This window comes from Vibrio sp. 10N.261.55.A7 (assembly GCF_002877365.1).
In the GTDB taxonomy this organism is placed as follows: Bacteria; Pseudomonadota; Gammaproteobacteria; order Enterobacterales; family Vibrionaceae; genus Vibrio.
Genome location: NZ_MCWZ01000316.1, coordinates 1 through 23,173, shown reverse-complemented (window position 1 = coordinate 23,173; position 23,173 = coordinate 1). Strand labels below are relative to the sequence as shown.

Annotated in this window: 24 protein-coding genes; 14 read left to right on the top strand and 10 right to left on the bottom strand. The window is 43.5% G+C overall.

All coding sequences use genetic code 11. From position 1 onward, the window contains the following. Positions 1-110 precede the first annotated feature (110 nt). Complete coding sequence (argA, locus tag BCU12_RS19370) at positions 111-1,481, bottom strand: amino-acid N-acetyltransferase (RefSeq protein ID WP_102405891.1); 1,371 nt, start codon at positions 1,479-1,481, stop codon at positions 111-113. 203 nt (positions 1,482-1,684) lie between these two features. Here argA and BCU12_RS19365 point away from each other — a divergent pair, with 203 nt between their 5' ends. The 4 genes from BCU12_RS19365 (at position 1,685) to csdE (ending at position 4,754) form a co-directional block, all read left to right on the top strand. Further along, entirely contained in the window at positions 1,685-2,143 is a 459-nt protein-coding gene (locus tag BCU12_RS19365) for a DUF2850 domain-containing protein (RefSeq protein ID WP_102405890.1), read from the top strand. A 130-nt stretch (positions 2,144-2,273) separates the two neighbouring features. After that, a complete protein-coding gene (gene mltA, locus BCU12_RS19360) occupies positions 2,274-3,389 on the top strand; it encodes a murein transglycosylase A (RefSeq protein WP_198599389.1) in 1,116 nt (371 codons plus the stop codon). A gap of 89 nt (positions 3,390-3,478) precedes the next feature. After that, entirely contained in the window at positions 3,479-4,288 is an 810-nt protein-coding gene (tcdA, locus tag BCU12_RS19355; protein WP_102405888.1) for a tRNA cyclic N6-threonylcarbamoyladenosine(37) synthase TcdA, read from the top strand. Between the two features lie 40 nt (positions 4,289-4,328). Continuing rightward, positions 4,329-4,754 (top strand): cysteine desulfurase sulfur acceptor subunit CsdE, encoded by a 426-nt coding sequence (gene csdE / locus BCU12_RS19350; RefSeq protein WP_102405887.1) that lies wholly within the window; start codon positions 4,329-4,331, stop codon positions 4,752-4,754. Between the two features lie 108 nt (positions 4,755-4,862). Here csdE and csdA read toward each other — a convergent pair whose 3' ends face one another. The 8 genes from csdA to BCU12_RS19310 form a co-directional block, all read right to left on the bottom strand. Then, the gene (gene csdA / locus BCU12_RS19345) at positions 4,863-6,074 is read right to left on the bottom strand and encodes a cysteine desulfurase CsdA (protein WP_102405886.1); all 1,212 of its coding nucleotides are present in this window, start codon (positions 6,072-6,074) and stop codon (positions 4,863-4,865) included. Further along, positions 6,067-6,672, bottom strand: coding sequence for a DJ-1 family glyoxalase III (locus BCU12_RS19340; RefSeq protein WP_102405885.1), 606 nt, complete (start codon positions 6,670-6,672; stop codon positions 6,067-6,069). Before BCU12_RS19340 ends, csdA begins: the two co-directional genes overlap by 8 nt. Further along, positions 6,665-7,558: a 2-dehydropantoate 2-reductase gene (gene panE / locus BCU12_RS19335; protein ID WP_102405884.1), complete on the bottom strand. Its 894-nt coding sequence runs from the start codon at positions 7,556-7,558 to the stop codon at positions 6,665-6,667. Before panE ends, BCU12_RS19340 begins: the two co-directional genes overlap by 8 nt. Before the next feature lie 129 nt (positions 7,559-7,687). Beyond that, positions 7,688-8,434 (bottom strand): outer membrane protein OmpK, encoded by a 747-nt coding sequence (locus tag BCU12_RS19330; RefSeq protein ID WP_102405883.1) that lies wholly within the window; start codon positions 8,432-8,434, stop codon positions 7,688-7,690. Positions 8,435-8,846: 412 nt separating this feature from the next. After that, positions 8,847-10,202, bottom strand: a complete 1,356-nt coding sequence (locus tag BCU12_RS19325) for an MFS transporter (protein ID WP_102405882.1) — start codon at positions 10,200-10,202, stop codon at positions 8,847-8,849. Between the two features lie 45 nt (positions 10,203-10,247). Next, positions 10,248-10,793 (bottom strand): peptidylprolyl isomerase, encoded by a 546-nt coding sequence (locus BCU12_RS19320; RefSeq protein ID WP_102405881.1) that lies wholly within the window; start codon positions 10,791-10,793, stop codon positions 10,248-10,250. After that, entirely contained in the window at positions 10,793-11,362 is a 570-nt protein-coding gene (locus BCU12_RS19315) for a YajG family lipoprotein (protein WP_102405880.1), read from the bottom strand. The genes BCU12_RS19320 and BCU12_RS19315 overlap by 1 nt, the downstream gene beginning before the upstream one ends. A 60-nt stretch (positions 11,363-11,422) precedes the next feature. Continuing rightward, the gene (locus BCU12_RS19310) at positions 11,423-12,553 is read right to left on the bottom strand and encodes a methyltransferase (RefSeq protein ID WP_198599387.1); all 1,131 of its coding nucleotides are present in this window, start codon (positions 12,551-12,553) and stop codon (positions 11,423-11,425) included. A gap of 191 nt (positions 12,554-12,744) precedes the next feature. On the opposite strand from BCU12_RS19310, the gene BCU12_RS19305 reads away from it, so the two are divergent. The 9 genes from BCU12_RS19305 (at position 12,745) to nqrM (ending at position 20,811) form a co-directional block, all read left to right on the top strand. Further along, entirely contained in the window at positions 12,745-13,056 is a 312-nt protein-coding gene (locus BCU12_RS19305) for a BolA/IbaG family iron-sulfur metabolism protein (RefSeq protein WP_102405878.1), read from the top strand. Positions 13,057-13,481: 425 nt separating this feature from the next. Further along, entirely contained in the window at positions 13,482-14,822 is a 1,341-nt protein-coding gene (locus tag BCU12_RS19300; protein ID WP_102405877.1) for a Na(+)-translocating NADH-quinone reductase subunit A, read from the top strand. Positions 14,823-14,826: 4 nt separating this feature from the next. Then, complete coding sequence (locus BCU12_RS19295; protein WP_102405876.1) at positions 14,827-16,068, top strand: NADH:ubiquinone reductase (Na(+)-transporting) subunit B; 1,242 nt, start codon at positions 14,827-14,829, stop codon at positions 16,066-16,068. Then, positions 16,058-16,825 (top strand): Na(+)-translocating NADH-quinone reductase subunit C, encoded by a 768-nt coding sequence (locus BCU12_RS19290; RefSeq protein WP_102405875.1) that lies wholly within the window; start codon positions 16,058-16,060, stop codon positions 16,823-16,825. Before BCU12_RS19295 ends, BCU12_RS19290 begins: the two co-directional genes overlap by 11 nt. Further along, positions 16,825-17,457 carry an NADH:ubiquinone reductase (Na(+)-transporting) subunit D gene (locus tag BCU12_RS19285; protein ID WP_102405874.1) on the top strand — a complete coding sequence of 211 codons (633 nt, stop codon included), beginning with the start codon at positions 16,825-16,827 and terminating at the stop codon, positions 17,455-17,457. Before BCU12_RS19290 ends, BCU12_RS19285 begins: the two co-directional genes overlap by 1 nt. Before the next feature lie 7 nt (positions 17,458-17,464). After that, a complete protein-coding gene (gene nqrE / locus BCU12_RS19280) occupies positions 17,465-18,061 on the top strand; it encodes an NADH:ubiquinone reductase (Na(+)-transporting) subunit E (protein ID WP_102405873.1) in 597 nt (198 codons plus the stop codon). Between the two features lie 35 nt (positions 18,062-18,096). Beyond that, on the top strand, positions 18,097-19,323 hold the full coding sequence (nqrF, locus tag BCU12_RS19275; protein ID WP_102405872.1) for an NADH:ubiquinone reductase (Na(+)-transporting) subunit F: 1,227 nt from the start codon (positions 18,097-18,099) through the stop codon (positions 19,321-19,323). A gap of 163 nt (positions 19,324-19,486) precedes the next feature. Beyond that, on the top strand, positions 19,487-20,488 hold the full coding sequence (locus BCU12_RS19270) for an FAD:protein FMN transferase (RefSeq protein ID WP_102405871.1): 1,002 nt from the start codon (positions 19,487-19,489) through the stop codon (positions 20,486-20,488). 89 nt (positions 20,489-20,577) lie between these two features. Further along, positions 20,578-20,811, top strand: a complete 234-nt coding sequence (nqrM, locus tag BCU12_RS19265; RefSeq protein ID WP_102405870.1) for a (Na+)-NQR maturation NqrM — start codon at positions 20,578-20,580, stop codon at positions 20,809-20,811. Positions 20,812-20,913: 102 nt separating this feature from the next. Here nqrM and BCU12_RS19260 read toward each other — a convergent pair whose 3' ends face one another. Continuing rightward, positions 20,914-22,125 (bottom strand): response regulator, encoded by a 1,212-nt coding sequence (locus BCU12_RS19260; protein WP_102405920.1) that lies wholly within the window; start codon positions 22,123-22,125, stop codon positions 20,914-20,916. 138 nt (positions 22,126-22,263) lie between these two features. Between BCU12_RS19260 and dinB the strand changes: the two genes are divergently transcribed. Continuing rightward, a partial coding sequence (dinB, locus tag BCU12_RS19255; RefSeq protein WP_198599386.1) for a DNA polymerase IV occupies positions 22,264-23,173 on the top strand: 910 nt, incomplete at its 3' end.

Sequence of the window (23,173 nt, the reverse complement as noted above, 5' to 3'; positions counted from 1 at the left end):
GAGTGCGAATTTTAACCACATTTTCAAATTAAATAAAGCAAGTCTTTGTCAGGATTCCTATGAAATCGATTACTTATCGTCCTAATTATGAGACTTTGCTTTATTTATAGTCAAACACGTAAAGCGAGTATTTTTGAGCGGCGTTGATAGTTATAAAGGCTTTGTTTTGCCATGGGTAAAGACTCGACTTCCGTTTCATAGAAACCTTGCTCTCTGAACCAGTGAAGGCTGTGAGTGGTAAGAACGAAGATGGTATTAATGCCTTGAGACTTAGATTGAAGCTTCATGTGTTCGAGAAGTAAGAGTCCTCTGTTGCCATCACGATATTCTGGGTCGATGGCGACGCATGCCATTTCAGCCATGTTTTCATCTTTGTAGGGGTAGAGGGCCGCACAGCCAATGATGAGCCCATCTTTTTCGATAATGGTGAATTGGTGAATTTCTTGTTCCAGCTGCTCTCTAGAACGTCTAACAAGAACACCTTGTTCTTCGTGAGGGCGAATAAGATCGAGGATACCACCAATGTCATCAATCTGGGCATTACGAACCTGCTCCGCACTGGCCATCACGACTTGAGTACCGATACCATCAAGTGAAAATAGCTCCTGTATCAACGCTCCATCATCTTTATAACTGATTAAGTGACTCCGAGGTATGCCAGCGCGACAGGCTGCGGTGGCGGCTCGTAGGAATCGAGTCGTGCCAGAGGAGTCATCAAGCTTCACTGTATTATTGCTAACTGAGGTCGTGTTTTTTCCCTGTAGAGAAGACACCGTCTGCTCAAGGAGCTTATCGACATCCTTAGGAAACAGCTCGGCGATCGCATTGCCATTTTCGTCGATCACACCTTGTTCTGAGCAGAAACCGATTAACTTATCTGCCCCAAGTTTTATCGCAACTTGAGTCGCGACCTCTTCGGAAAGTAGGTTGAACGAGTCCCCCGTCACTGAGCTTGCGATCGGGCCTAGAAGTACAATTGAATTCTGAGCAAGCGCCCGATTAATGCCTTCTTTATCAATACGCCTGATCTTGCCGCTGTGGCAGTAATCGATCCCATCATCTATACCTAATGGTTGAGAGACAATAAAATTGCCACTCACGACATTCAATTGAGTGCCAGCCATAGGGGTATTATTGAGACTCATAGAAAGTCGAGCGGTTATCGCCAGTTGGAGTTGACCTGCCGCTTGCATGACGAAGTTTAGAGTTTGTTCATCCGTAACTCGAACCCCTTTGTGATATGGCGTTTCGATGTTATTTGATTGAAGAATTTGATTGATTTGTGGACGCGCTCCATGAACGAGCACAATCCTAACGCCTAAACTATGCAGTAAGGATAAATCGCTGATAATATTAGTGAAATTTTTATCGGCGACCGCTTCGCCACCAAGCATAATGACCATGGTTTTTCCACGGTGAGCATTGACGTAGGGGGCTGATTGACGAAACCCTTTTACTAAGGCTGTACTACGAATCTTCAATGTCGTTGTCCGATTGAATTTATATGTGAATATATTGTCTTTTTATTCACTGTTGAGCAAGTGTTTTTATTGTGAAAATGTAGATATAAACAAATTCAAAGAAGATTGAATGGAATATCAGTTAAGCAACACCGAGTCTGTTTATAGTCGGGTATGATCAAAGCGCAATGGAATTTGGTTTTGCATAAAATGAGCAGTTAACCATGGCAAATACTAAAAAGGCGCAACAGGCCTTATATAAACGAGCAGCACCAAAGAGTAATGCAAAGAAAGCCAAGCAGAAAAAATGGCGAGAGATCCTCGTGTTTGTTTCTATTGCTGTCGTTTCGATAGCCGCCATCATCAGTTACAGTTTTCTTTATGAGAAAATAAGCTATGCACTGGTAGATCAAAAAATGATACACGGAGTTTGGGTTGAGCAAAATGTTGCGGGTTACGCCACCAATGAAATCACGATTGGGGTTGACGGCATTAATCTTTCTCGAGGCGTGGTGACGACACAGTATCGATTCGATGGTGATATTTTAGAATATCAAGCCGGCGGGGTGCTTTATCAATATCGAATGCTGAATGAGGCTAACACTGAAATGATGCAGATCTCAGATGCACATTACAATCCGATATATCGATTAACTGAAAAGTACGGCAAGCAAATACGTTGATAATTATGTTGATGTATACGTTGATATTGTTAGCTTAAATAAATACAGGCGTTAATTTAACGCCAATTTACGATTAGGTAATTGAGTTCTTATCAAGAGTTTGTCATCCTCTTGTTACTGAATTTAAGGAATTATCCCTGTGCTCAACAAAACTCTCCCCCTCATAGTGACGACTTTTCTTTTTGGCTGTGCACAACCGACAGAACGTGCTCAGCAATACATCGACAGTGAATTTCCATCAACACTCAATCAAGTTCCCGTGGTTGAATCTAATGTTCCACGAGATTTCACTAAGTTTTCAAAGCAGGCTGAACAGGTTGTGCAAAACTCGCCTTCAATGGCTCAAACATTTGAACCCTTATATGAGAAGTTAAATGAATGGGCTCTGCAAAGTGGTGATCCTACGGAACTTACTAACTTTGATATTGAGTTCGCTCAATTGGGTGGCGGTGATGACAAAGGTAACGTTCTATTTACGGGTTATTTCTCACCGGTCATGGAACTTCGTCATGAAGCCGATGAGACGTACAAATACCCAGTCTACGGATTGCCGGAATGTGAAAGCGAGTGCCCAACACGAGCGCAAATCTATAGCGGTGCACTGGAAGGGCTAGGGCTTGAGCTTGGCTATGCTGCGAATCGTATTGACCCTTTTATTATGGAAGTGCAGGGCAGTGGTTTTGTCCATTTTGAGGATGATGATACGTTAGAATATTTTGCCTATGCAGGGAAAAACAACCGCGCGTATGTAAGCATTGGTCGTGTTCTGATTGATCAAGGCGAAGTGCCACGAGAAAAAATGTCACTGAAGGCGATTAAAGATTGGGTTCTCGCCAATGACGAACAAGTGGTTCAAGACCTTTTAGAGCAAAACCCATCATTTGTTTTCTTTGCACCTAAAGATGCCGCTCCTGTAACAGGGACAGCTGGAATTCCGTTATTACCGATGGCCTCAGTGGCGGGCGATCGCACCATATTACCGATGGGCACACCGATACTTGCTGAAGTTCCTTTGCTGAATGCCGACGGCACTTGGAGTGGTGCGCATCAATTAAGATTACTGATTGTTTTGGATACAGGTGGCGCGGTTAAAGAAAACCATTTGGATCTCTATCATGGTATGGGCCCAAGAGCGGGGACAGAGGCGGGTCATTACAAGCACTTTGGCCGCGTTTGGAAGTTAGGCTTGGAAGATTCAGAAACCCAAGCACCTTGGCTGATGCCAGAGGAAAAAGCCGAGGAATAGTGCTTCTTAAAACCGCTAGACTTTTTTTTCAAGAGTGCGTATAAATCGCACTCTTTCTTTTTGTAACTCGATAATTGTGGATGTTTGATATGCGAGAACTCGACACACCAGCCTCTGAAGATTACGACCAACGTTTTGGCGGCACGCGTCGCTTGTATGGTCACAGTGAGGTAGAGATTCTGCGCGCTGCTCATGTATGCGTGATTGGTATCGGTGGGGTGGGCTCTTGGGCTGTTGAAGCGCTTGCTCGTACTGGGGTTGGCGAATTAACATTGATCGACATGGACGACGTGTGCGTCACCAACATCAACCGACAGATCCATGCCATGAGCGGAACTGTTGGGCAAAGCAAAATCGAAGTCATGGCAGAGCGCGTTAAGCTGATCAACCCAGAATGTAAGATCAATCTTATTGACGACTTTATTGGTCCAGATAATCAGCAAGAGTATCTCAGCAAAGAGTTTGACTATGTTCTTGATGCTATTGATAGCTTAAAAGCCAAGGCATCGCTGCTTTCTTATTGCCGCAGTAATAAAATTAAAGTAATTACTATTGGTGGTGCGGGTGGTCAAACGGATCCCACGCAAATTAAAGTGGCCGACTTGACTAAGACGATTCAAGATCCTTTGGCGAAAAAGCTGAAAGACACGCTGCGTCGTTTACACAATTTTCCGAAGAACCCGCAACGTAAGTTTGGTATTGAATGCGTGTTCTCTACCGAGCAACTGAAGTATCCACAAGCCGATGGCTCAGTATGCGCGGCGAAATCGACGGCTGAAGGCCCCAAACGTATGGATTGTGCGACAGGGTTTGGCGCAGCAACGGTCGTGACAGCCACCTTTGGTTTCGTTGCCGTTTCAAAAATTGTAGAGAAAATCATCGCGAAGCACCTCAAGTAACTGTGCTTATGCATTTAAAAAGAAAGATGAAGAGACAGATATGACTGACTTTCCTAGTACACCCTTTGGCCACGATATTACGGTTGAAGAGATTGTATCAACCATGCAAGTCTTTAAAGGTTGGGAAGACAAATATCGTCAAGTGATAAAATGGGGCAAGCTTCTTCCTAAAATGCCAGATAGCCTCAAGAGCGATCAGGTCACAGTATCTGGTTGTGAGAGTAAAGTCTGGTTGGTGAGTCAGCAAGTGGATGATACTTGGTCTTTTTGTGCGGATTCCGATGCACGAATCGTTCGAGGTTTGATTGCGCTTGTGCTGGTGGCTTTTGATGGAAAAAGCGCTCAACAAATCCATGAGTTTGACGTGGATGGATATTTTGAATCGCTTGGGCTTCTTTCTCATTTAAGTGCTTCGCGAGGCAATGGCTTAAAAGCGATTGTTGAACAGATCAAATCGGTGAAGTAAGTCGTCAAAACATTTTTTGAGTAGCATCTGTTTTTGAGTAGCATCTGATAGAGAAAAGGTTCGCATGGCGAACCTTTTTCGTTTCAAGCTTTCACTCATTTTTGAGAGCTATAGAATATCGACCGCTTTTTCAATCGCACTGATCAGCCGCTCAACGTCTTCCGCGTTGTTGTAAATCCCGAAAGAGATTCGAACGCTCCCATCAATTCCTAGTGCATCCATTAGAGGGTGAGCGCAATGATGTCCGGATCTTACTGCTACGCCTTGTTGGTCGAGCAGTGTGGCAATGTCTTGGTGATGAACACCCTCAATGATAAAGGTAATCACACTGCTGCCTGCTTGGTATCCAAGGATTTGTACGTCTTCTATTTGGTTTAATGCTTGATAAGTCATATGCTGCAACTGAGCGATGTGATCTTCTATCTCTTGTAGAGCATGGCTTTGATACCAATCAATCGCTTGGCCTAATGCTATCGCCCCTGCCACGTTTGGCGTTCCGGCTTCAAACTTACCGGGAAGATCTGAAAACGTCGTTTTATCAAAAGACACTCGCTCAACCATTTTTCCACCACCGTGCCATGGCGGCATTGATTCAAGAAGATCGAGTCGCCCATACAGTACGCCTATCCCCGCTGGCGCGTAGAGTTTATGTCCTGAGAACACGTAGAAATCAGCGCCCAATTTGGCCATGTTCAGTTGCTCATGCACGATGCCTTGAGCGCCGTCGACCACGACAATAGCGCCAACCTGATGAGCTTTGTTGATGACGGATTCTATGGGCTGTCTTGATCCCGTGACATTAGTAATATGCGCTAAAGCCACTATTTTTGTTCGCTGAGATAGCAGAGAGTCAAAAGCCAACTCATCAAAATGACAGTCGTTTGTCATTGGCACTTTGACGACTTTAGCACCGGTTTGTTTCGCCACAATCTGCCACGGAACGATATTGGCGTGATGTTCCATCTCACTGATGAGGATTTCATCCCCTTCTTGTAAGTTGGAGCGAGCGTAAGTTTGAGCGATAAGGTTGAGCGCTTCTGTTGCCCCGCGTGTCCAAATGATTTCTTTGGTACTTTCTGCGCCTATTAACTTGGCCACGGTGTCTCTAGCATGTTCAAATTGATTGGTTGCGTGCGCGGTTAAGCTATGACTTCCACGGTGAACATTGGCATTTTGAGTACTGTAATACTGGCTAATGGCATCAATCACAATCTGTGGTTTTTGAGTGGTGGCTGCGCTATCGAGATAAACTAAAGGTTCCCCATTCACCTGCTGAGATAACGCTGGAAATTGTGCTCTAACCGTATTGATATCAAGCATGTTCATTTCCCAGCTTAAAGTAATGAAGCGTAGGCAGTGGCACTAACGGCTCTGCCACGCTCCAAGCAAATGCTTTTCCTGATAAGTGAATAATGATTTCAATCGCGAATTCAAGGGCTGTGCCTGGCCCTTGGCTTGTAATGAGGTTGTGATTGACGTCTATGGTGACGCGTTTCTGGCGTAAATACGGCTCTTCAATGAGGTCTTGAAAGCTAGGGTGACATGTCATTAGAGCGGTTGGGTAAAGTTCATGGTGCTGAAGAACGAGGGCAGGCGCAGCGCAAATCGCGGCAATAAGCTTATCATCGTACTTATGCTGCTTGACTATCTCCATCAAGATAGGGCTATCTCGGAAGACTTCGGCACCAGCGACACCGCCAGAAAGAATAACAGCATCAAACTCATCGTCAGCAATGTCGACTAAACGGCAGTCCGCGGTAAGAGTGACACCGCGTGAGGCTTTCATCGTCAACTTTCCGGCATAATCAGCACTCGCAACCACGACGTCATAACCCGCTCGAACCATAATATCAATGATTGTGACGGCTTCCATTTCTTCTGTGCCTGGCGCAATTGGTACCAGTATCTTCTTAGTCATGTGTATTCCAACTTGATTCGATCTGTTTAATGGCCTGATAAAGTGCTTCATTCTCAGGCGTGGCAATTTTGTGGTGTTTGGCGGTTTCTATTAAGTAGCCGGTAATAAAATCTATCTCTGACGGCCTTTGGTTGAAGATATCCTGGTGCATCGAAGAAAAATTTCTCGCAGTCGCGGTGATCACCTGATGAACCGTGAAAAGCAGTTCGTTCGCTAATGTATTGACCCCCTCGGCAACCATAACCAAGCAGACCTCTTTGATAATAGCATCGAGTTTTTGTTGATACTGCTTTTCGGCAAGATCACCATTTCTACATTGGTGCAGCGCTGTTAATGGATTAATAGCGCAGTTGATCGCAAGCTTTTGCCAAAGTGCTGTCTTGATATGCGGGTTCCAACTCACTTGCGGCAGCGAATGGCTAAGAACATCAACCATGAATTCACACTTTTCACCCTGGGCATTGTATGCACCAATTTGTGTCGTCCCTTTACCTGTGTGATGAAGCTTAGTTGAACCTGTTCTCAATGCCCCATGGGTGGTGGTGGCTAACAATACTGGGTAGGCCTGTAATCGATCGCGCAGTGGGTCAACAGCGCCCATGCCGTTGTGCATGAAAAGAAGAATGCAGTCGCTATTGATGGATGGGAGCAGAGGGGTTAAAGCGTTCTCAACTTGCCATGCTTTAACGGTAACAAGTAAGAGATCTGCTTGTTCGAGAGCATGCTTGTTTTGGTTGAGGAAGCTTTGCCCTTGGCCGTTATCCAATTGAATAGAGAGCGAAGCTTCGCTGCTTCTTGCCCACAAAGAAACATTATGTCCGGCGGTACTAAGGTGAGATGCCCAGAGAGAGCCGATTGCACCGGGACCAAGTACGACAATATTCACTTTAAAGCCTCTATTACATAGCGTGTTGCAAGGATAATAGGCCAGTGAAGGAAATCAATATAAATTATGGAGCGGGTATAAAAAATGGCGCTATAAAGCGCCATTTCATCATCTAAATTAGAGCAACTATTAGAAGTTGTACTTAACAGTGTAGATGATTGCGTTGTCAGTCTTAGCTTGACCTAGTTTGTTGTGCGCGTAACGGTATTGAACACCAGTACTTACTTCAGAAGTCACGTGCCACCATGCTGCTAAAGCACCATTGTAAGAAAGGTCGTCAGTTTCGCCGTTAGTTGCAAGGTACTCATCTTTACGACCAAACTCAGTCTCGTGCCAGTTAGAGATGCTGAACTTTTGCTCACCTAGGTTAAAGTTGTAGCCACCAACCCAACCAGCCATTCCACCGTTTAGGTCAGCAAAGCCAACTGTATTTGTGTAGTGAAGACCGATGAATGGGTTGAAGAACCATGCGTCACCAGATAGAGCGTAAGAAATACCACCTACTGTGTTACGAGCGTGGAAACCTTGGTTCTCTGTTGAGTATGTTTGTGCATAAAAACGCAGCTCTTTTAGGCCGGTTTTAACTGCGATAGTACCTTTAGTCGACATTGCCATGCCGCTGCTTGCGCCACCTGGGTTGCCGTCTTGGAATTCAAAATCAGCAAAGCCGTATAGTTCACCCCAAGTAAAGCCAGCACCGCCTTCAAGCTCTAGGAACGTGAAATCGTTTTTGAAGCCGCCATTGCGCTCTTCAGTACCTTTTGACCAGTCAAGGTAGTTAACACTAACGTCACCCCAACCGTATAGGTATTCTGCTTGTGCTGGTACAGCTGTAGCTGCTGCGATTACTGTAAGAGCTAAAAGTGATTTGCGCATGAAAAGTACTCTCTATGTTAGTTAATTCGAAGAAACAGACTTTGTGGAAGAATAGTCCTTCTTGCAAAGCTTGTTTCAATGCAGCGCATGATAGCGACTTAATTCAAAAATAAAAGAGAGACAAACGATTGCGTTGCAAATATTTAGTGATCAATGTCACATAAATAAGATGAGAAAATGAACTTATCAAATTTTTCATAATGTTTCATTTTTATGTGATCAGAGTCTATAAGTGATCGTTTGTGTATCGTTTTATTGTTCATCGATTAACCAACTTATTCGGTTAACATGGGTTTTCATGAAAGGTAAAGGAAATGTTACTTAATTTTTGTGATATTGATCGACTTGATTTGAGGGGTGTAAAAGAAAGGGCAGCTCCAAGAGTGCCCTTATTGTTCGATTTTTTATTGGATCAATGGTTCGTTTTGGCTTTTTCGAGTAGTCGATTAAAGTAATGGCGAAGAGAGTAAAGCATAATTAAGCTCGGTATGACCATTACCGCAGTGACAATGAAGAATGTTGACCAATCATTGAGGAAGTCAGCCAATTCGCCGCTAAAGGATGCCAGCGTAGTGCGGCCAAAGTTTCCTAGTGAAGCAAGCAGGGCATATTGTGTCGCTGAAAAGGCTTCGCCAGTCAGAATGGTCAAGAACGAAACAAAAGCGACCGTTGAGAATGCCGTTGTAAAGTTATCCACCAAAATGGTTGCTAAGAATAGATGCTCGTTTGGCCCCACTTTCGCTATCCATGCAAACATCAAATTACTGGCTGCCATTGCTATGCCACCAATCATCAAACCACGCACAATACCGAACTTAACGTTGAACATGCTGCCGACAAGCGTAAATACAATCGTTGCTCCCCAACCAATCAACTTGGAATAGTGGCCTATTTGTTCATTACTAAAACCGACTTCTTTATAGAAGGTGATGGACATTCGACCTAAGAATGCTTCACCAATTTTAAAGAGGAAAACGAACAGCAATAGCGTAATGGCAACTTGAACGCCATTGCGTTTGAAAAAATCTAAGAAGGGTTCTGCGACGGTGACACTAAACCACGCCGCAAATCTTGAACCAACCACTTTACTGTGCCGATCTTCGGCCTGTTTTTGTAAGGCTTCGCGTTGAGTGACTGGCTCACCGACAAGCAAGGTGAAGAGCATTAATAGGGCTACAAAGCCAGCCATCCCATAATAAACACCGTTCCACCCCATACTGTCTGCATTGATAAAGGCGACATAGCCGGGCAGTGAGTATCCAGTCCACCAACCGATAACAGCCATCGCTGAAGCCTGCGGCAGTTTACTCGATTCTGATTTCGGGAAAGTATCGATACGAAACGCATCAATCGCGATATCTTGCGTTGCGGACGCCGTCGCGATGCCCAGTGCGAGCATTGAGGTAAACATTAAGTCATCGGCTGGATTGACACCGGCGATAAAGAGAGTCAACACCAATACGATGGATTGACAGAAGAAGATCCAGCTTCGACGTTGGCCTAAAATGGCATGCAAAATAGGCAATTTAACGCGATCGACTAACGGTGCCCAAAGGAAGTTTATTGCGTAAACCGCGAAAACACTGCCGAAGTAGCCTATAGCTGCTCGAGTAAGCCCGGCATCTTTAAGCCAACCTGACATGTTTGAGCCAATCAATACCCAAGGAAACCCACTTGAACAACCCAGCATGAACACCCACATCAGCCTTTTATCTAAATAACTGCGTAGGGTCTCAAGCCAAGTGGGAGATTGGGTATTCAATGACATAAACGTATCCTTGTAAAAAGACCCTAGAATCTAGGGTCCCGAAAGCTATTTAAGAAGAGTGATATTGGTGATAATGATAGGGTCAGCGGGAACGTTTTGCATACCGCCCATTCTCTTTGTTGGTACGCTAGCCATCGCCTGTATGACTTCAAACCCTTGAGTCACTTCACCAAAAACGGCGTAACCTGCATCACGAGCACTCATGTTTAAGTGAGGGTTGTCTTGTAGGTTGATGAAGAATTGTCGTGTTGCTGAATCTGGGTTTGGCGTTCGTGCCATTGCAATGGTGGCTGTTTTGTTTTCTAAACCGTTTGAAGCTTCATTGCGTATTGCAGGAAGCGTATTCAAACGATTCATTTGTTCATCAAAGCCACCACCTTGCGCCATGAAATTTGGGATCACACGATGGAATATGCTGCCAATGTAGCTTCTATCTTCAACATACTTGAGGAAGTTCTCTACTGAGATTGGCGCTTGCTCTTGGTTCAACTCAATTGTAAAAGGGCCTAGGTTTGTTTCAACCAAAACCTTAGGTGATGCAAAGACGCTGCAGCTAAAAAGGATGAGAGAGACGAAAATTGCGCGAATCATTAGAAACGCTCCTGCATGTAATTTTTAAGCTCGCTGTCATTCGAAATCTCTTTAAGAACGAGATTCACGATGTCATTCAATACCATTTCAATTTCTTCATTTGACGCGCTGAGTAGGCCTGACTTAGAAGCATTACCCTTGTAGGTTTTTACAAGTTTTCCTTTTGGAGTCTCTGCTGTTACTTCAATAGTGACTCGACCGTCGATCTCATTTTCCATTACGGTATGCTTGATGGTCACGAGCGCTTCTTGTATCTCTACCTCAACGCTGTTTTCACTATTTACTGTATTCTGAAAACCTTGAGATGCGAACTGGTCTGCAAATACATTTTCCAATGCAATACGAACATTTTGCTTTGCGTGAATTGGTTCGATGTTAGAACGTCCACTATCAACGAGTGCAACATATTGCGCTGAACGAATATCTTTACTCGTTAGGGTATAGGTAGACCCTTGTACAAGATCGCTGCTACTAAGTGCTGCTTTAGGCATAAAGTTAATCTGTTCTTGCTGTGGAGCAGAACATGCTGAAAGTAGTGCCACTGAAGCTGCTAGAACCAGTTTTCTCATTATGTATTCCTTTATATATTCTCAACTCGAGTTGAAATAACGTTTAGTGATAATAGTGAACTATTTAGTCGCTTGTAAAATAACAAACTTCTTATTGGAAGCGATGCCCTTTACTTGGTTGTTACTAAACAATCTTGTTAATTTACCATCGTAGCCGAGGTGTCGGTTTCCGATAACTATTAATTGACCACCCTTGGCTAGAACTTGCTTTGCATCACAGAACATCTGCCAAGCGATATGATCTGTAATAGCTTGCTGCTGATGAAAAGGGGGATTGCACAAAATTAATGAAGCTTGCTGACCTTCAAAGTCATCTAAGCAGTTGTTAGCAACGCACTCAACATTGCTATCGTCATCGAGGTTGTTCCTAAGATTTTCTCGAGCTGACTTAACCGCCATATAGCTTTCGTCAACACACGTTATTTTTGCATTTGGGTTGAGTCGAGCAGCCTTTACAGAAAGTACACCGTTTCCGCAACCAAGATCGATGATGTGTTGGTAATCAGGATTGCTTGGAATATGTTCGAGCATTAGACGTGCACCTAAATCTAGAGATTCTCCTGAATAGACGTTGGCCAGGTTACCTAATGTCATGTTTTCTTTTTCAACATCCCAATGAGTTGTTGGCTCAACAGGGTAAATAGGTTGGCAGTCTGGCTGAGAAAAGATCAGCCTGTGTTTTTTCCATGCCAATGATGTTGTGGTGTTACCCAGGTACTTTTCGAAAATTTTGAGTGTTGAACTGTGTATCTCTTTAGCCTTATTGACGGCTATGATGGGGATACTAGGGGCCAAAGCATCACGCAGCTGAGCAAGTTGCCAAGTAAGGTAACGATTGCTCTTAGGCAATTGGATAAGTACTAAATCAATACTCGCTGGAATCGCTTCAGTACTTTTCAAGAGTGTAATGTCAGGGCTTCCATTTCTTTCTAGATTGAGGCGTGTTCCTTGAGTCGAGATAAACGAATCCGTCATCATGGTGACATGATGATTTTGACTGAACCAGCAAGATAGAGCACCAAAATGGTCGTTCAAGATTAGAATGTTCTTACCGTCTGGCAAGGCCATTTCTTCTACATGATTGATGAGGTACTCATCTCCTGCGTCCCAAGCTTGTAGTGTTTCACCACTTTTCTCTGGAAAGCGGAGTAGTTCTAGTGAACGGTCGTGCAGTATCAGTTCTGTTTTCATAGCCGGCATTAATATTGAAATCATTCTTTGGTTATTGTCGCAAATGGATCGCTAACAAGAAACTAAAACCTTTTACCCAACGCACGTGAGCGTTAATATGAGCGCAGTAAATCCTGATGTTGCGCTCTTTTCTAGTGGGAAATTATCACTTTAATGGATGTGGCTGAGTCATATTGATGTAAGGAATTAAAATGCTTAAAGAAATATTAGAGTCGAAAATACAAGAGACTTTTTCTCCTGTTTATATGGAAGTGGTCAACGAAAGTTACATGCACTACGTACCTAAAGGTTCAGAAAGTCACTTTAAAGTCACAATTGTAAGTGAAGAGTTCGAAAGTAAGCGTTTGATTGCAAGGCATAGGGCAGTCAATACACTTTTTGCTGAAGAGTTAGCCACCCAAATTCATGCTTTAGCTATTCACACCTACACGCCAGAGGAGTGGCAGCAAGAGCATAAAACTTCTCCTGATAGCCCGATGTGTATGGGCGGGAACAAAAAGTAGACAAAAAGTCACGCAAACAGCACAGAGAGGGCTAGAATTATGTTCAAGCTTAACACTGTGACAACAAATTGTAGATTGAGTTTAAATGTTTACATTTGTTAATAGATGTGAACGTTTGGAATACCTCCAAGGTAGTATCTGATTGAATATTGAGCGTTATTTCTTCGATTAAGCGACGAAGATCCCTTTGTGTACCAAAACCTCTGAAATAAAATCAGTAATCAAGTTATTGGTCATAGAATCAAGTTTCGAAAAAATGTTACACTAATGTACTTAGTAAACCTCATTACAGCTCTGTGATGAGTATATTAATAGGATGTTGCGATTCTGGTCTTTGGAATGTAGCCAGAACCGGACACATATGTCGTGTCTAAAAGTTACGCAATTAAAAGAATCTTTTTCCCGATAAAGTAGTGCAAGTGCGTATGATTACAATAAAAAAGGGTTTGGACCTGCCGATCGCAGGAGCTCCATCCCAGGTGATTAATGATGGCAAAACCATCAGTAAAGTCGCCTTGCTTGGCGAAGAGTATGTTGGTATGCGTCCTACGATGCATGTTCGTGTAGGCGATGAAGTAAAGAAAGCTCAAATTCTTTTTGAAGACAAAAAGAATCCAGGCGTGAAGTTTACTTCTCCAGCAAGCGGTAAAGTTATCGAAGTTAATCGTGGTGCAAAGCGTGTACTTCAATCTGTTGTGATTGAAGTGTCAGGCGATGAACAGGTTACTTTTGATAAGTTTGAAGCCAATCAACTAGCAGGTTTAGGTCGTGATGCGATTGAAACTCAGCTTGTAGATTCAGGTCTTTGGACAGCTTTACGTACTCGACCGTTTAGCAAGGTTCCAGCTATCAAGTCTAAAACACAGGCAATTTTTGTGACTGCAATGGATACAAATCCACTAGCAGCGCAGCCTGAAGTTATTATCAATGAACAATCAGATGCGTTCATTGCTGGTCTTGATATCCTTTCTAATCTGACAGATGGCAGTGTGTATGTTTGTAAAGCAGGAACAAGTCTTCCTCGCTCTTCACAAACAAACGTTACTGAGCATGTTTTTGATGGACCACACCCTTCTGGGTTAGTTGGTACTCACATGCATCATCTTTTCCCTGTGAACTCTGAAAATATTGCGTGGAGTATCAATTACCAAGACGTTATTGCGTTTGGTAAATTATTCCTAACTGGTGAGCTATACACAGATCGTGTTGTTTCTCTAGCTGGCCCAGTAGTGAATAACCCACGTCTTATTCGCACCATTCTCGGTGCTAGTGTTCAAGATATAGCGGATAACGAGTTAATTCCAGGTGAAGTTCGAGTGATTTCTGGCTCTGTTCTTACTGGTACGCACGCGACCGGCCCACACGCATATTTAGGACGTTATCACGTTCAAGTTTCTGCGTTGCGCGAAGGACGCGAGAAGGATTTATTTGGTTGGGCAATGCCTGGTAAAAATAAGTTCTCTGTAACTCGTACTTTCTTAGGTCACATATTCAAAGGTCAGTTGTTCAATATGACAACAACGACTAATGGTAGTGATCGTGCAATGGTTCCAATCGGCAACTATGAAAAAGTGCTGCCTTTAGATATGGAACCAACACTGCTACTTCGTGACCTGTGTGCAGGTGACATCGATAGCGCTCAGCGTCTTGGTGCGCTAGAGCTTGACGAAGAAGATTTAGCATTGTGTACCTTTGTATGTCCAGGCAAATATGAGTACGGTCAACTGCTCCGTGAGTGCCTAGATAAGATTGAGAAGGAAGGCTAATCCCATGCTTAAGAAGTTTCTTGAAGACATCGAGCATCATTTTGAGCCTGGTGGCAAACATGAAAAATGGTTTGCATTGTATGAAGCAGCGGCAACGCTATTCTACACTCCAGGTTTAGTAACAAAGCGTAGCTCGCATGTACGTGATAGCGTTGATTTAAAACGTATCATGATCATGGTTTGGTTCGCTGTATTCCCTGCAATGTTCTGGGGTATGTATAACGCAGGTGGTCAAGCGATCGCTGCTCTTAACCACATGTACTCTGGTGCTGAACTTGCAACAGTGATCAGTGGTAACTGGCATTATTGGCTAACCGAAATGGTTGGTGGCACCCTCGGTGCTGAGGCCGGTTGGGGCAGTAAGATGCTTCTCGGCGCCACTTACTTCCTACCAATCTATGCAACGGTCTTCATCGTTGGTGGTTTCTGGGAAGTGCTGTTCTGTATGGTGCGTAAACATGAAGTTAATGAAGGTTTCTTCGTGACTTCTATTTTATTTGCGCTCATCGTTCCGCCAACTCTTCCACTATGGCAAGCAGCACTAGGTATTACCTTTGGTGTTGTTGTCGCGAAAGAGATCTTTGGTGGTACAGGCCGTAATTTCCTTAACCCTGCGCTTGCTGGTCGTGCATTTTTGTTCTTTGCATACCCTGCTCAAATCTCTGGTGACGTTGTTTGGACAGCGGCCGATGGATTCTCTGGTGCAACAGCGTTAAGTCAATGGGCACAAGGTGGTGAAGGTTCATTAGTGAATACCATCACTGGTGAAGCGATTACTTGGATGGATGCGTTCATCGGTAATATCCCAGGCTCAATTGGTGAAGTTTCAACGCTTGCTCTGATGATTGGTGCAGCGATGATTGTTTACATGGGTATTGCGTCATGGCGTATCATTGCGGGTGTGATGATCGGTATGGTTGCTGTGTCTACGTTATTCAACGTCATCGGTTCTGATACTAATGTTCTATTCAGCATGCCGTGGCATTGGCACCTAGTCTTGGGTGGTTTTGCGTTTGGTATGTTCTTCATGGCAACAGACCCAGTATCAGCTTCGTTTACCGATAACGGTAAATGGGCATACGGTATTTTGATTGGTGCTATGTGTGTGATGATTAGGGTTGTAAACCCAGCTTATCCTGAAGGGATGATGTTGGCGATTCTATTTGCAAACCTATTTGCTCCACTGTTTGACCATGTTGTTATTGAGAAGAACATTAAGCGGAGGCTAGCGCGTTATGGCAAGTAATAACGATAGTATTAAGAAGACGCTGTTTGTTGTTATCGCATTAAGCTTGGTGTGTTCAATCATAGTATCTATTGCCGCTGTTGGTTTAAAAGACAAACAGCAAGCAAATGCACTTTTAGATAAGCAGACCAAAATAGTTGATGTCTCTGGTATTACTGGTGATGGTTCTATCCCTGAGTTGTTTGCGCAAAATATTGAACCTCGACTGGTTGATTTCGCTACTGGGGAATACATTGAAGGTGATGCGGGGTCTTATGATCAACGTAAAGCGTCTAAAAACCCAGAAGAGTCTATTCGATTAGCGTCTGATGATGACAAAGCGAAGATTATTCGTCGTGCGAATACAGGTGTTGTTTACTTAGTGAAAGATGGAAGTGATTTTTCTAAAGTCATCATTCCTGTTCATGGTAAAGGCTTGTGGTCTACGATGTACGCATTAGTTGCAATTGAGACTGATGGCAACACTGTTGCGGGTATTACTTACTATGAGCAAGGTGAAACTGCTGGGCTTGGTGGTGAAGTAGAAAACCCAACTTGGCGTGCTCAATTCGAAGGTAAGAAACTTTTCGATGAAAACAATCAACCTGCAATTAAAGTGATTAAAGGTGGAGCTCCTGCTGGGTCTGAACACGGTGTTGATGGCCTTTCTGGTGCGACGTTAACGAGTATTGGCGTACAAAACACATTTGACTTCTGGTTGGGTGACATGGGCTTTGGTCCATATCTAGCTAAAGTTCGTGATGGAGGCCTAAACTAATGTCTGATATTAAAGATGTTAAAAAGAGTATTTTAGCGCCGGTATTGGATAACAATCCTATTGCGCTTCAAGTTCTAGGTGTGTGTTCAGCTCTCGCAGTGACCACTAAGTTAGAAACAGCTTTTGTTATGACAATCGCTGTAATGTTTGTAACAGCATTTTCTAACTTCTTTGTTTCTGTGATCCGTAACCATATTCCCAATAGTGTACGTATCATCGTTCAAATGGCGATTATTGCTTCATTAGTTATTCTTGTAGACCAAGTTTTAAAAGCTTACCTCTATGATATTTCTAAACAGCTATCGGTGTTTGTAGGTCTAATCATTACGAACTGTATCGTAATGGGGCGTGCTGAAGCATTTGCGATGAAATCAGAGCCAATCCCTTCATTCATCGATGGTATTGGTAATGGCTTAGGCTATGGTTTCGTTCTGCTTACGGTGGCTTTCTTCAGAGAGTTGCTAGGCTCTGGCAAACTATTTGGTATGGAAATTCTTCCTCTCGTCAGCAATGGTGGTTGGTATCAGCCAAATGGCATGATGCTATTAGCACCATCTGCATTCTTCCTGATTGGTTTTATGATTTGGGCTATACGCATCATTCGACCTGATCAAATAGAAGCGAAGGAGTAAGGTAGCTATGGAACATTATATAAGTCTTCTCGTTAAATCGATTTTTGTCGAGAATATGGCGCTTTCTTTTTTCCTTGGGATGTGTACTTTCTTGGCTGTATCAAAGAAGGTGAAAACTTCCTTTGGTCTAGGTGTTGCTGTGGTCGTGGTATTGACTATCGCAGTACCTGTAAACAACCTTGTCTACACGAATATCCTTAAAGAAAATGCGTTAGTTGAGGGTGTCGACCTTAGTTTTCTTAACTATATAGCATTCATCGGTGTTATTGCGGCGCTTGTACAGATCTTAGAGATGGTACTAGACCGATTTTTTCCACCGTTGTACAACGCCCTTGGTATTTTCCTACCACTGATCACCGTTAACTGTGCGATCTTTGGTGGTGTATCTTTCATGGTAACTCGTGACTACAACTTTGCAGAATCTGTCGTTTATGGCTTCGGTTCAGGTATTGGTTGGATGCTGGCAATTGTCGCATTAGCTGGTCTTCGAGAGAAAATGAAGTACTCGGATGTCCCACCAGGATTACGTGGTTTAGGTATTACCTTTATCTCTGTAGGTCTTATGGCGCTAGGCTTTATGTCTTTCTCTGGTGTTCAACTGTAAGTCGGGTAAACGACACAATTTTAAAGGAATAGTCAATGCAAGTTATTATCCTTGGTGTAGTGATGTTTACCCTGATTGTATTAGCTTTGGTTTTAATTATCTTATTTGCCAAATCGAAGCTAGTACCAACAGGTGACGTTACTATTTCCGTTAATGGTGATCCTGAGAAGAGCTTTATTACTTCCCCGGGTGACAAATTATTAAGCGCAATGGCAGGTTCGGGGATCTTCGTATCTTCAGCTTGTGGTGGCGGTGGCTCTTGTGGTCAGTGTCGCGTAAAAGTGAAAGCTGGTGGTGGTGATATTCTACCGACTGAACTTGATCACATATCTAAAGGTGAAGCCCGTGAAGGCGAGCGTTTAGCGTGTCAAGTTGCAGTGAAAACTGATATGGATATTGAGCTACCTGAAGAGATCTTCGGTGTTAAGAAGTGGGAATGTGAAGTTCTTACTAACGACAACGAAGCGACTTTCATTAAAGAACTGGTACTTAAGATCCCTGATGGTGAAGAAGTACCGTTCCGTGCTGGTGGTTATATTCAGATTGAAGCTGAACCGCATCACATTAAATACGCTGACTTCGATATTCCTGAAGAGTATCGTGGTGACTGGGACAAGTTTAACCTGTTCCGCTACGAGTCAATCGTAAAAGAGCCGTCAATCCGTGCATACTCTATGGCTTCATATCCAGAAGAGGAAGGCTTGATTAAGCTGAACGTACGTGTTGCTACGCCTCCACCAAACAATCCAGACGTGCCACCAGGTGTGATGTCATCATACATCTGGTCTCTTAAGCCTGGTGATAAGTGTACAATCTCGGGTCCATTTGGTGAGTTTTTCGCTAAAGAGACTGACAACGAGATGGTATTTATCGGTGGTGGTGCAGGTATGGCGCCTATGCGTTCTCATATCTTTGACCAATTACTTCGTTTGAACTCTAAGCGTAAGATGTCTTACTGGTATGGTGCTCGTTCTAAGCGTGAAATGTTCTATATTGAAGATTTCGATAAGCTACAAGAAGATAACGAGAACTTTGTATGGCACTGTGCACTGTCTGATCCATTACCAGAAGATAACTGGGATGGTTACACGGGCTTCATTCATAACGTAATTTATGAAAATTACCTGAAAGATCATGAAGCGCCAGAAGACTGTGAGTACTACATGTGTGGTCCACCTATGATGAATGCTGCCGTAATTGGTATGCTTAAAGACCTAGGTGTTGAGGATGAAAACATCCTACTTGATGACTTTGGTGGTTAATCCCGCTTAAGGTGTTAAGCAATGGCTGACTCTATTGAGTCAGCCATTATTTTTCGTGTATACATTTAGATAATGTGAGTCTCTAGTAAAAAGAATATGTAGACCGTTTTCTTTTTTCTATTTTCTTTCAGCCGCAATTCTCAATTAAAACAGGAGTAAACAGGTGAAATATTGGCTTGTTGCATTCGCTTTTTTATTTGTACTTACAGGGTGTGATAAACCCTTAGAGCAAGTGCATATCAAAGGCCCAACGATGGGCACGACTTATAATATTAAGTATATAAATTCTGATTCACTGCTGGATTCTGGTGAGATTCAAGTTGAAGTTGATCGCTTGCTAGAGCAAGTCAACGATCAAATGTCGACTTATCGTAAAGACTCGGAGTTAAGCCGCTTTAACCAGTACACGGGTAATGAAGCATTTGAAGTGTCAGCTGACACCGCTTTGGTGGTTCAAGAGGCTATACGCCTTAACAAGCTCACGCTAGGCGCTTTGGATGTGACGGTTGGCCCTTTGGTTAACTTGTGGGGTTTTGGCCCAGAAGCGCGCCCTGAGACGATTCCAAGCGATGAAGAACTTCAAGAACGAAAGGCAATGATCGGCATTCATCACCTATCAACCACTGCAACCTCAATTAGCAAAACATTACCCTCGCTGTATGTCGACCTGTCAACAATTGCGAAAGGGTGGGGAGTTGATGTTGTGGCCGAATACATGAACGCCATTGGTGCTGAAAACTACATGGTAGAAATAGGCGGTGAGATGCGCCTGAAAGGCCACAATCGTGAAGGTGTGCGTTGGCGTATCGCTATTGAAAAACCGAGCGTAGATGAGCGTGCAATTCAGCTGGTTGTTGAACCTGGTGACATGGCGATTGCCACTTCTGGTGACTATAGGAATTATTATGAGCGAGACGGCATCCGCTACTCGCACATTATTAATCCTACAACAGGTAAACCAATGGATAACAAGGTTGTTTCTGTCACGGTTATTGATTCATCTTCTATGACTGCCGACGGTCTCGCAACGGGACTTATGGTTCTGGGTGAGGAAGTGGGCATGGACGTGGCAGAAGAGCACAATATTCCAACTTACATGATAGTGAAAACTGATACAGGTTTTGAAGAGTTTACTTCGTCTGCGTTTGAGTCATACTTAAAGTGAACCGAGTAAATCGATAATCCAATTTCAAACATGTTGGCCACTAGAGCCTTAACATGAAATATAACCAAAATTATAGTGAGCAATAGATAATGACTACATTCCTAGTGACCTTTGCCGTATTTCTATCGGTTATTGCAGCAATGGCTGTTGGTTTCATATTCCAACGTAAAGTGGTTAAAGGCAGTTGTGGCGGCTTAGATGCGATGGGTATTGATAAAGTGTGCAATTGCCCTGAACCCTGTGATGCTAGAAAGAAACGTGAAGAGCGAGCCGCTATCCGTGCGGAAAAGCTTGCAGCTTGGGAAAAGAATCGTATTGCTTAATATATAGCAGTCGACCCAAATGTATGCTTAACATCGGCCTATAGTTCAATAGCACCAATCAATTACAAAGCCCACCAGATAGTGGGCTTTGTTGTTTCAAAATTAAGATACTATTCGGTTTCTACCGTTTTCTTTTGCTTGATAAAGCCTGTCATCCGCGAGCTTTATCTGCTCTTCTAAGCTGGCCTCTATATTTGATACACCAATACTCACGGTTATAGTGATCTGGTGATCCAAGTGAGGGATAATGGTCGTTTCAATTCGTTTCCTCATGTGCTCCAGTCGTGTGATGAATTCTTCCGTTGAGGAATTAGACTGAATGCAAAATTCCTCCCCACCAAATCGAACCACGACATCATCTGAAAAATAGAGCTTTAGAATCTGAGACAATGTCACTAGGGCTGCATCGCCGCCGTCATGGCCATAGTTGTCGTTGACCTTTTTAAAGAAATCGATATCCAGCATGGCAATATTCTGAAATTCAGATTTATTATCGAAATGTTGGAATAAATAACGACGATTCCAAAGCCCTGTAAGAGCGTCTTCGTTCGCGAGGCGGTAGAGTTTCCCTGTGGCTTCTTTCATGTCGAGTATCTGGTGAACTCGACAAAAAAACTCTTCTTGATTGAATGGCTTATGAAGAAAATCGTTAGCACCCGCTTTAAGGTAGCGTGCGGTCATGGTGCGATCATCGCTTCCTGATAGGCCGAGTATCGCGAGATCGTTTTTATCGTGCTGAATTCGAATTTCTCGAATCATTGAAATACCATCTTTAATAGGCATATCATGGTCGGTAATAACGAATGTGATATCAGGGTTTTGTTTCAATACATCAATAGCCTGTTGGCCATCTTCAGCTTGAATGACATTGATGTATTGTCCTTCCAGCAACTGGCCAATATGCCTGCGGACGACTTTAGAGTCATCGACAACCAAGGCTCTATGATCTCGATTATTGGTCAAACGGTTAACCAAAGGCAGCAAATAAGAGACCGATGACATGCTGTCTTTTAGTATGTAGTCGAGCACCCCTTTAGCAATAACTCGTTCGCGAATCTCTTCTTGGAACATAGCCGTCAGGACAATCACTTTGTATTGATAATCTAGAACGAGATCGATTATCTCACCATCTTGGCCATCTGGTAGGCAGTAGTCTAAAACAGCGCACAAGAAATCGTGTTTTTGATTTAAGAGGGTTCTTGCATCTTCAATCGACTCCGCGGTATAGACATCGTAACCCGCATCACTGAGCAGTGAGTACAAGTAATTTCTGAAGGCACGACTGTCTTCAACAATAAGTATTTTGCTACTCAATGAATGCTCCATTATTAATCCCTATATTAATAATAATCAACAATTGATACTTCGCTAACTATTTTTGTTCCTTATCTAGAATGCACGCAAAAGATCGCTTAAACTGTTTTTATATACAGTGATTGGGTGGGGCGATTGATGAGAAAAATTATCCATATCGACATGGATTGTTTTTACGCTGCAGTAGAAATGCGCGATAACCCTCATTACCGAGGCCGTCCTTTAGCGGTCGGCGGGCATGAAAAGCAAAGAGGCGTGCTTAGTACCTGCAATTATGAAGCGAGGAAGTTTGGCCTTCACAGCGCAATGCCAACAGCTCGAGCTCTTAAATTGTGCCCAGACTTACTCGTTGTGCCTGGGCGTATGCAGGTATACAAAGAGGTATCCGCTCATATACGCGAGATTTTTTCACGTTATACCTCTTTAATAGAGCCTCTGTCGCTAGATGAGGCGTACCTAGATGTGACTGATTGCAAACAATGCAAAGGTTCAGCCACCTTAATTGCGGAAGCGATCCGTAAGGACATTTGGGACGAGTTAGAACTTACCGCATCGGCTGGTGTGGCCCCGATTAAGTTTCTTGCTAAAGTCGCCTCTGATCTGAACAAACCCAATGGACAATGCGTCATCCCGCCTCACAAAGTACAAGAGGTTGTGGATGGGCTGCCTTTGGGGAAATTGCCTGGTGTCGGAAAGGTCACGCTAGAAAAACTGAATAAAGCAGGGTTGTTTTACTGTAGAGATGTCCGATCTAGAGATCATCGTGATCTATTGCGTCAGTTTGGTCGATTGGGTGACTCATTATGGAAACGAAGTCAGGGAATCGATAATCGAGAGATTGTTGTCGAGCGGGAGAGAAAGAGCGTCGGCGTTGAGCGCACCTTTAGTGAGAATATTCTGTCTTACGAAGAGTGCTGGCAAGTTATTGAAACGCGGCTTTTTCCAGAGTTAGAGATCAGGCTTGAAAAAGCGATGCCAAGCAAAGCGATCATCAAGCAAGGCATAAAGCTGAAGTTTGCCGATTTCCAACAAACGACCATTGAACATG

Coding starts and splice junctions, on each gene's coding strand:
- tcdA (WP_102405888.1), top strand. CDS start 3,479: ATGCGAGAACTCGACACACCAGCCTCTGAAGATTACGACCAACGTTTT.
- BCU12_RS19310 (WP_198599387.1), bottom strand. CDS start 12,553: ATGAAAACAGAACTGATACTGCACGACCGTTCACTAGAACTACTCCGC.
- BCU12_RS19300 (WP_102405877.1), top strand. CDS start 13,482: ATGATTACAATAAAAAAGGGTTTGGACCTGCCGATCGCAGGAGCTCCA.
- nqrM (WP_102405870.1), top strand. CDS start 20,578: ATGACTACATTCCTAGTGACCTTTGCCGTATTTCTATCGGTTATTGCA.
- BCU12_RS19290 (WP_102405875.1), top strand. CDS start 16,058: ATGGCAAGTAATAACGATAGTATTAAGAAGACGCTGTTTGTTGTTATC.
- nqrE (WP_102405873.1), top strand. CDS start 17,465: ATGGAACATTATATAAGTCTTCTCGTTAAATCGATTTTTGTCGAGAAT.
- BCU12_RS19325 (WP_102405882.1), bottom strand. CDS start 10,202: ATGTCATTGAATACCCAATCTCCCACTTGGCTTGAGACCCTACGCAGT.
- nqrF (WP_102405872.1), top strand. CDS start 18,097: ATGCAAGTTATTATCCTTGGTGTAGTGATGTTTACCCTGATTGTATTA.
- BCU12_RS19315 (WP_102405880.1), bottom strand. CDS start 11,362: ATGAGAAAACTGGTTCTAGCAGCTTCAGTGGCACTACTTTCAGCATGT.
- BCU12_RS19305 (WP_102405878.1), top strand. CDS start 12,745: ATGCTTAAAGAAATATTAGAGTCGAAAATACAAGAGACTTTTTCTCCT.
- BCU12_RS19365 (WP_102405890.1), top strand. CDS start 1,685: ATGGCAAATACTAAAAAGGCGCAACAGGCCTTATATAAACGAGCAGCA.
- BCU12_RS19295 (WP_102405876.1), top strand. CDS start 14,827: ATGCTTAAGAAGTTTCTTGAAGACATCGAGCATCATTTTGAGCCTGGT.
- csdA (WP_102405886.1), bottom strand. CDS start 6,074: ATGCTTGATATCAATACGGTTAGAGCACAATTTCCAGCGTTATCTCAG.
- csdE (WP_102405887.1), top strand. CDS start 4,329: ATGACTGACTTTCCTAGTACACCCTTTGGCCACGATATTACGGTTGAA.
- BCU12_RS19320 (WP_102405881.1), bottom strand. CDS start 10,793: ATGATTCGCGCAATTTTCGTCTCTCTCATCCTTTTTAGCTGCAGCGTC.
- BCU12_RS19340 (WP_102405885.1), bottom strand. CDS start 6,672: ATGACTAAGAAGATACTGGTACCAATTGCGCCAGGCACAGAAGAAATG.
- BCU12_RS19330 (WP_102405883.1), bottom strand. CDS start 8,434: ATGCGCAAATCACTTTTAGCTCTTACAGTAATCGCAGCAGCTACAGCT.
- BCU12_RS19285 (WP_102405874.1), top strand. CDS start 16,825: ATGTCTGATATTAAAGATGTTAAAAAGAGTATTTTAGCGCCGGTATTG.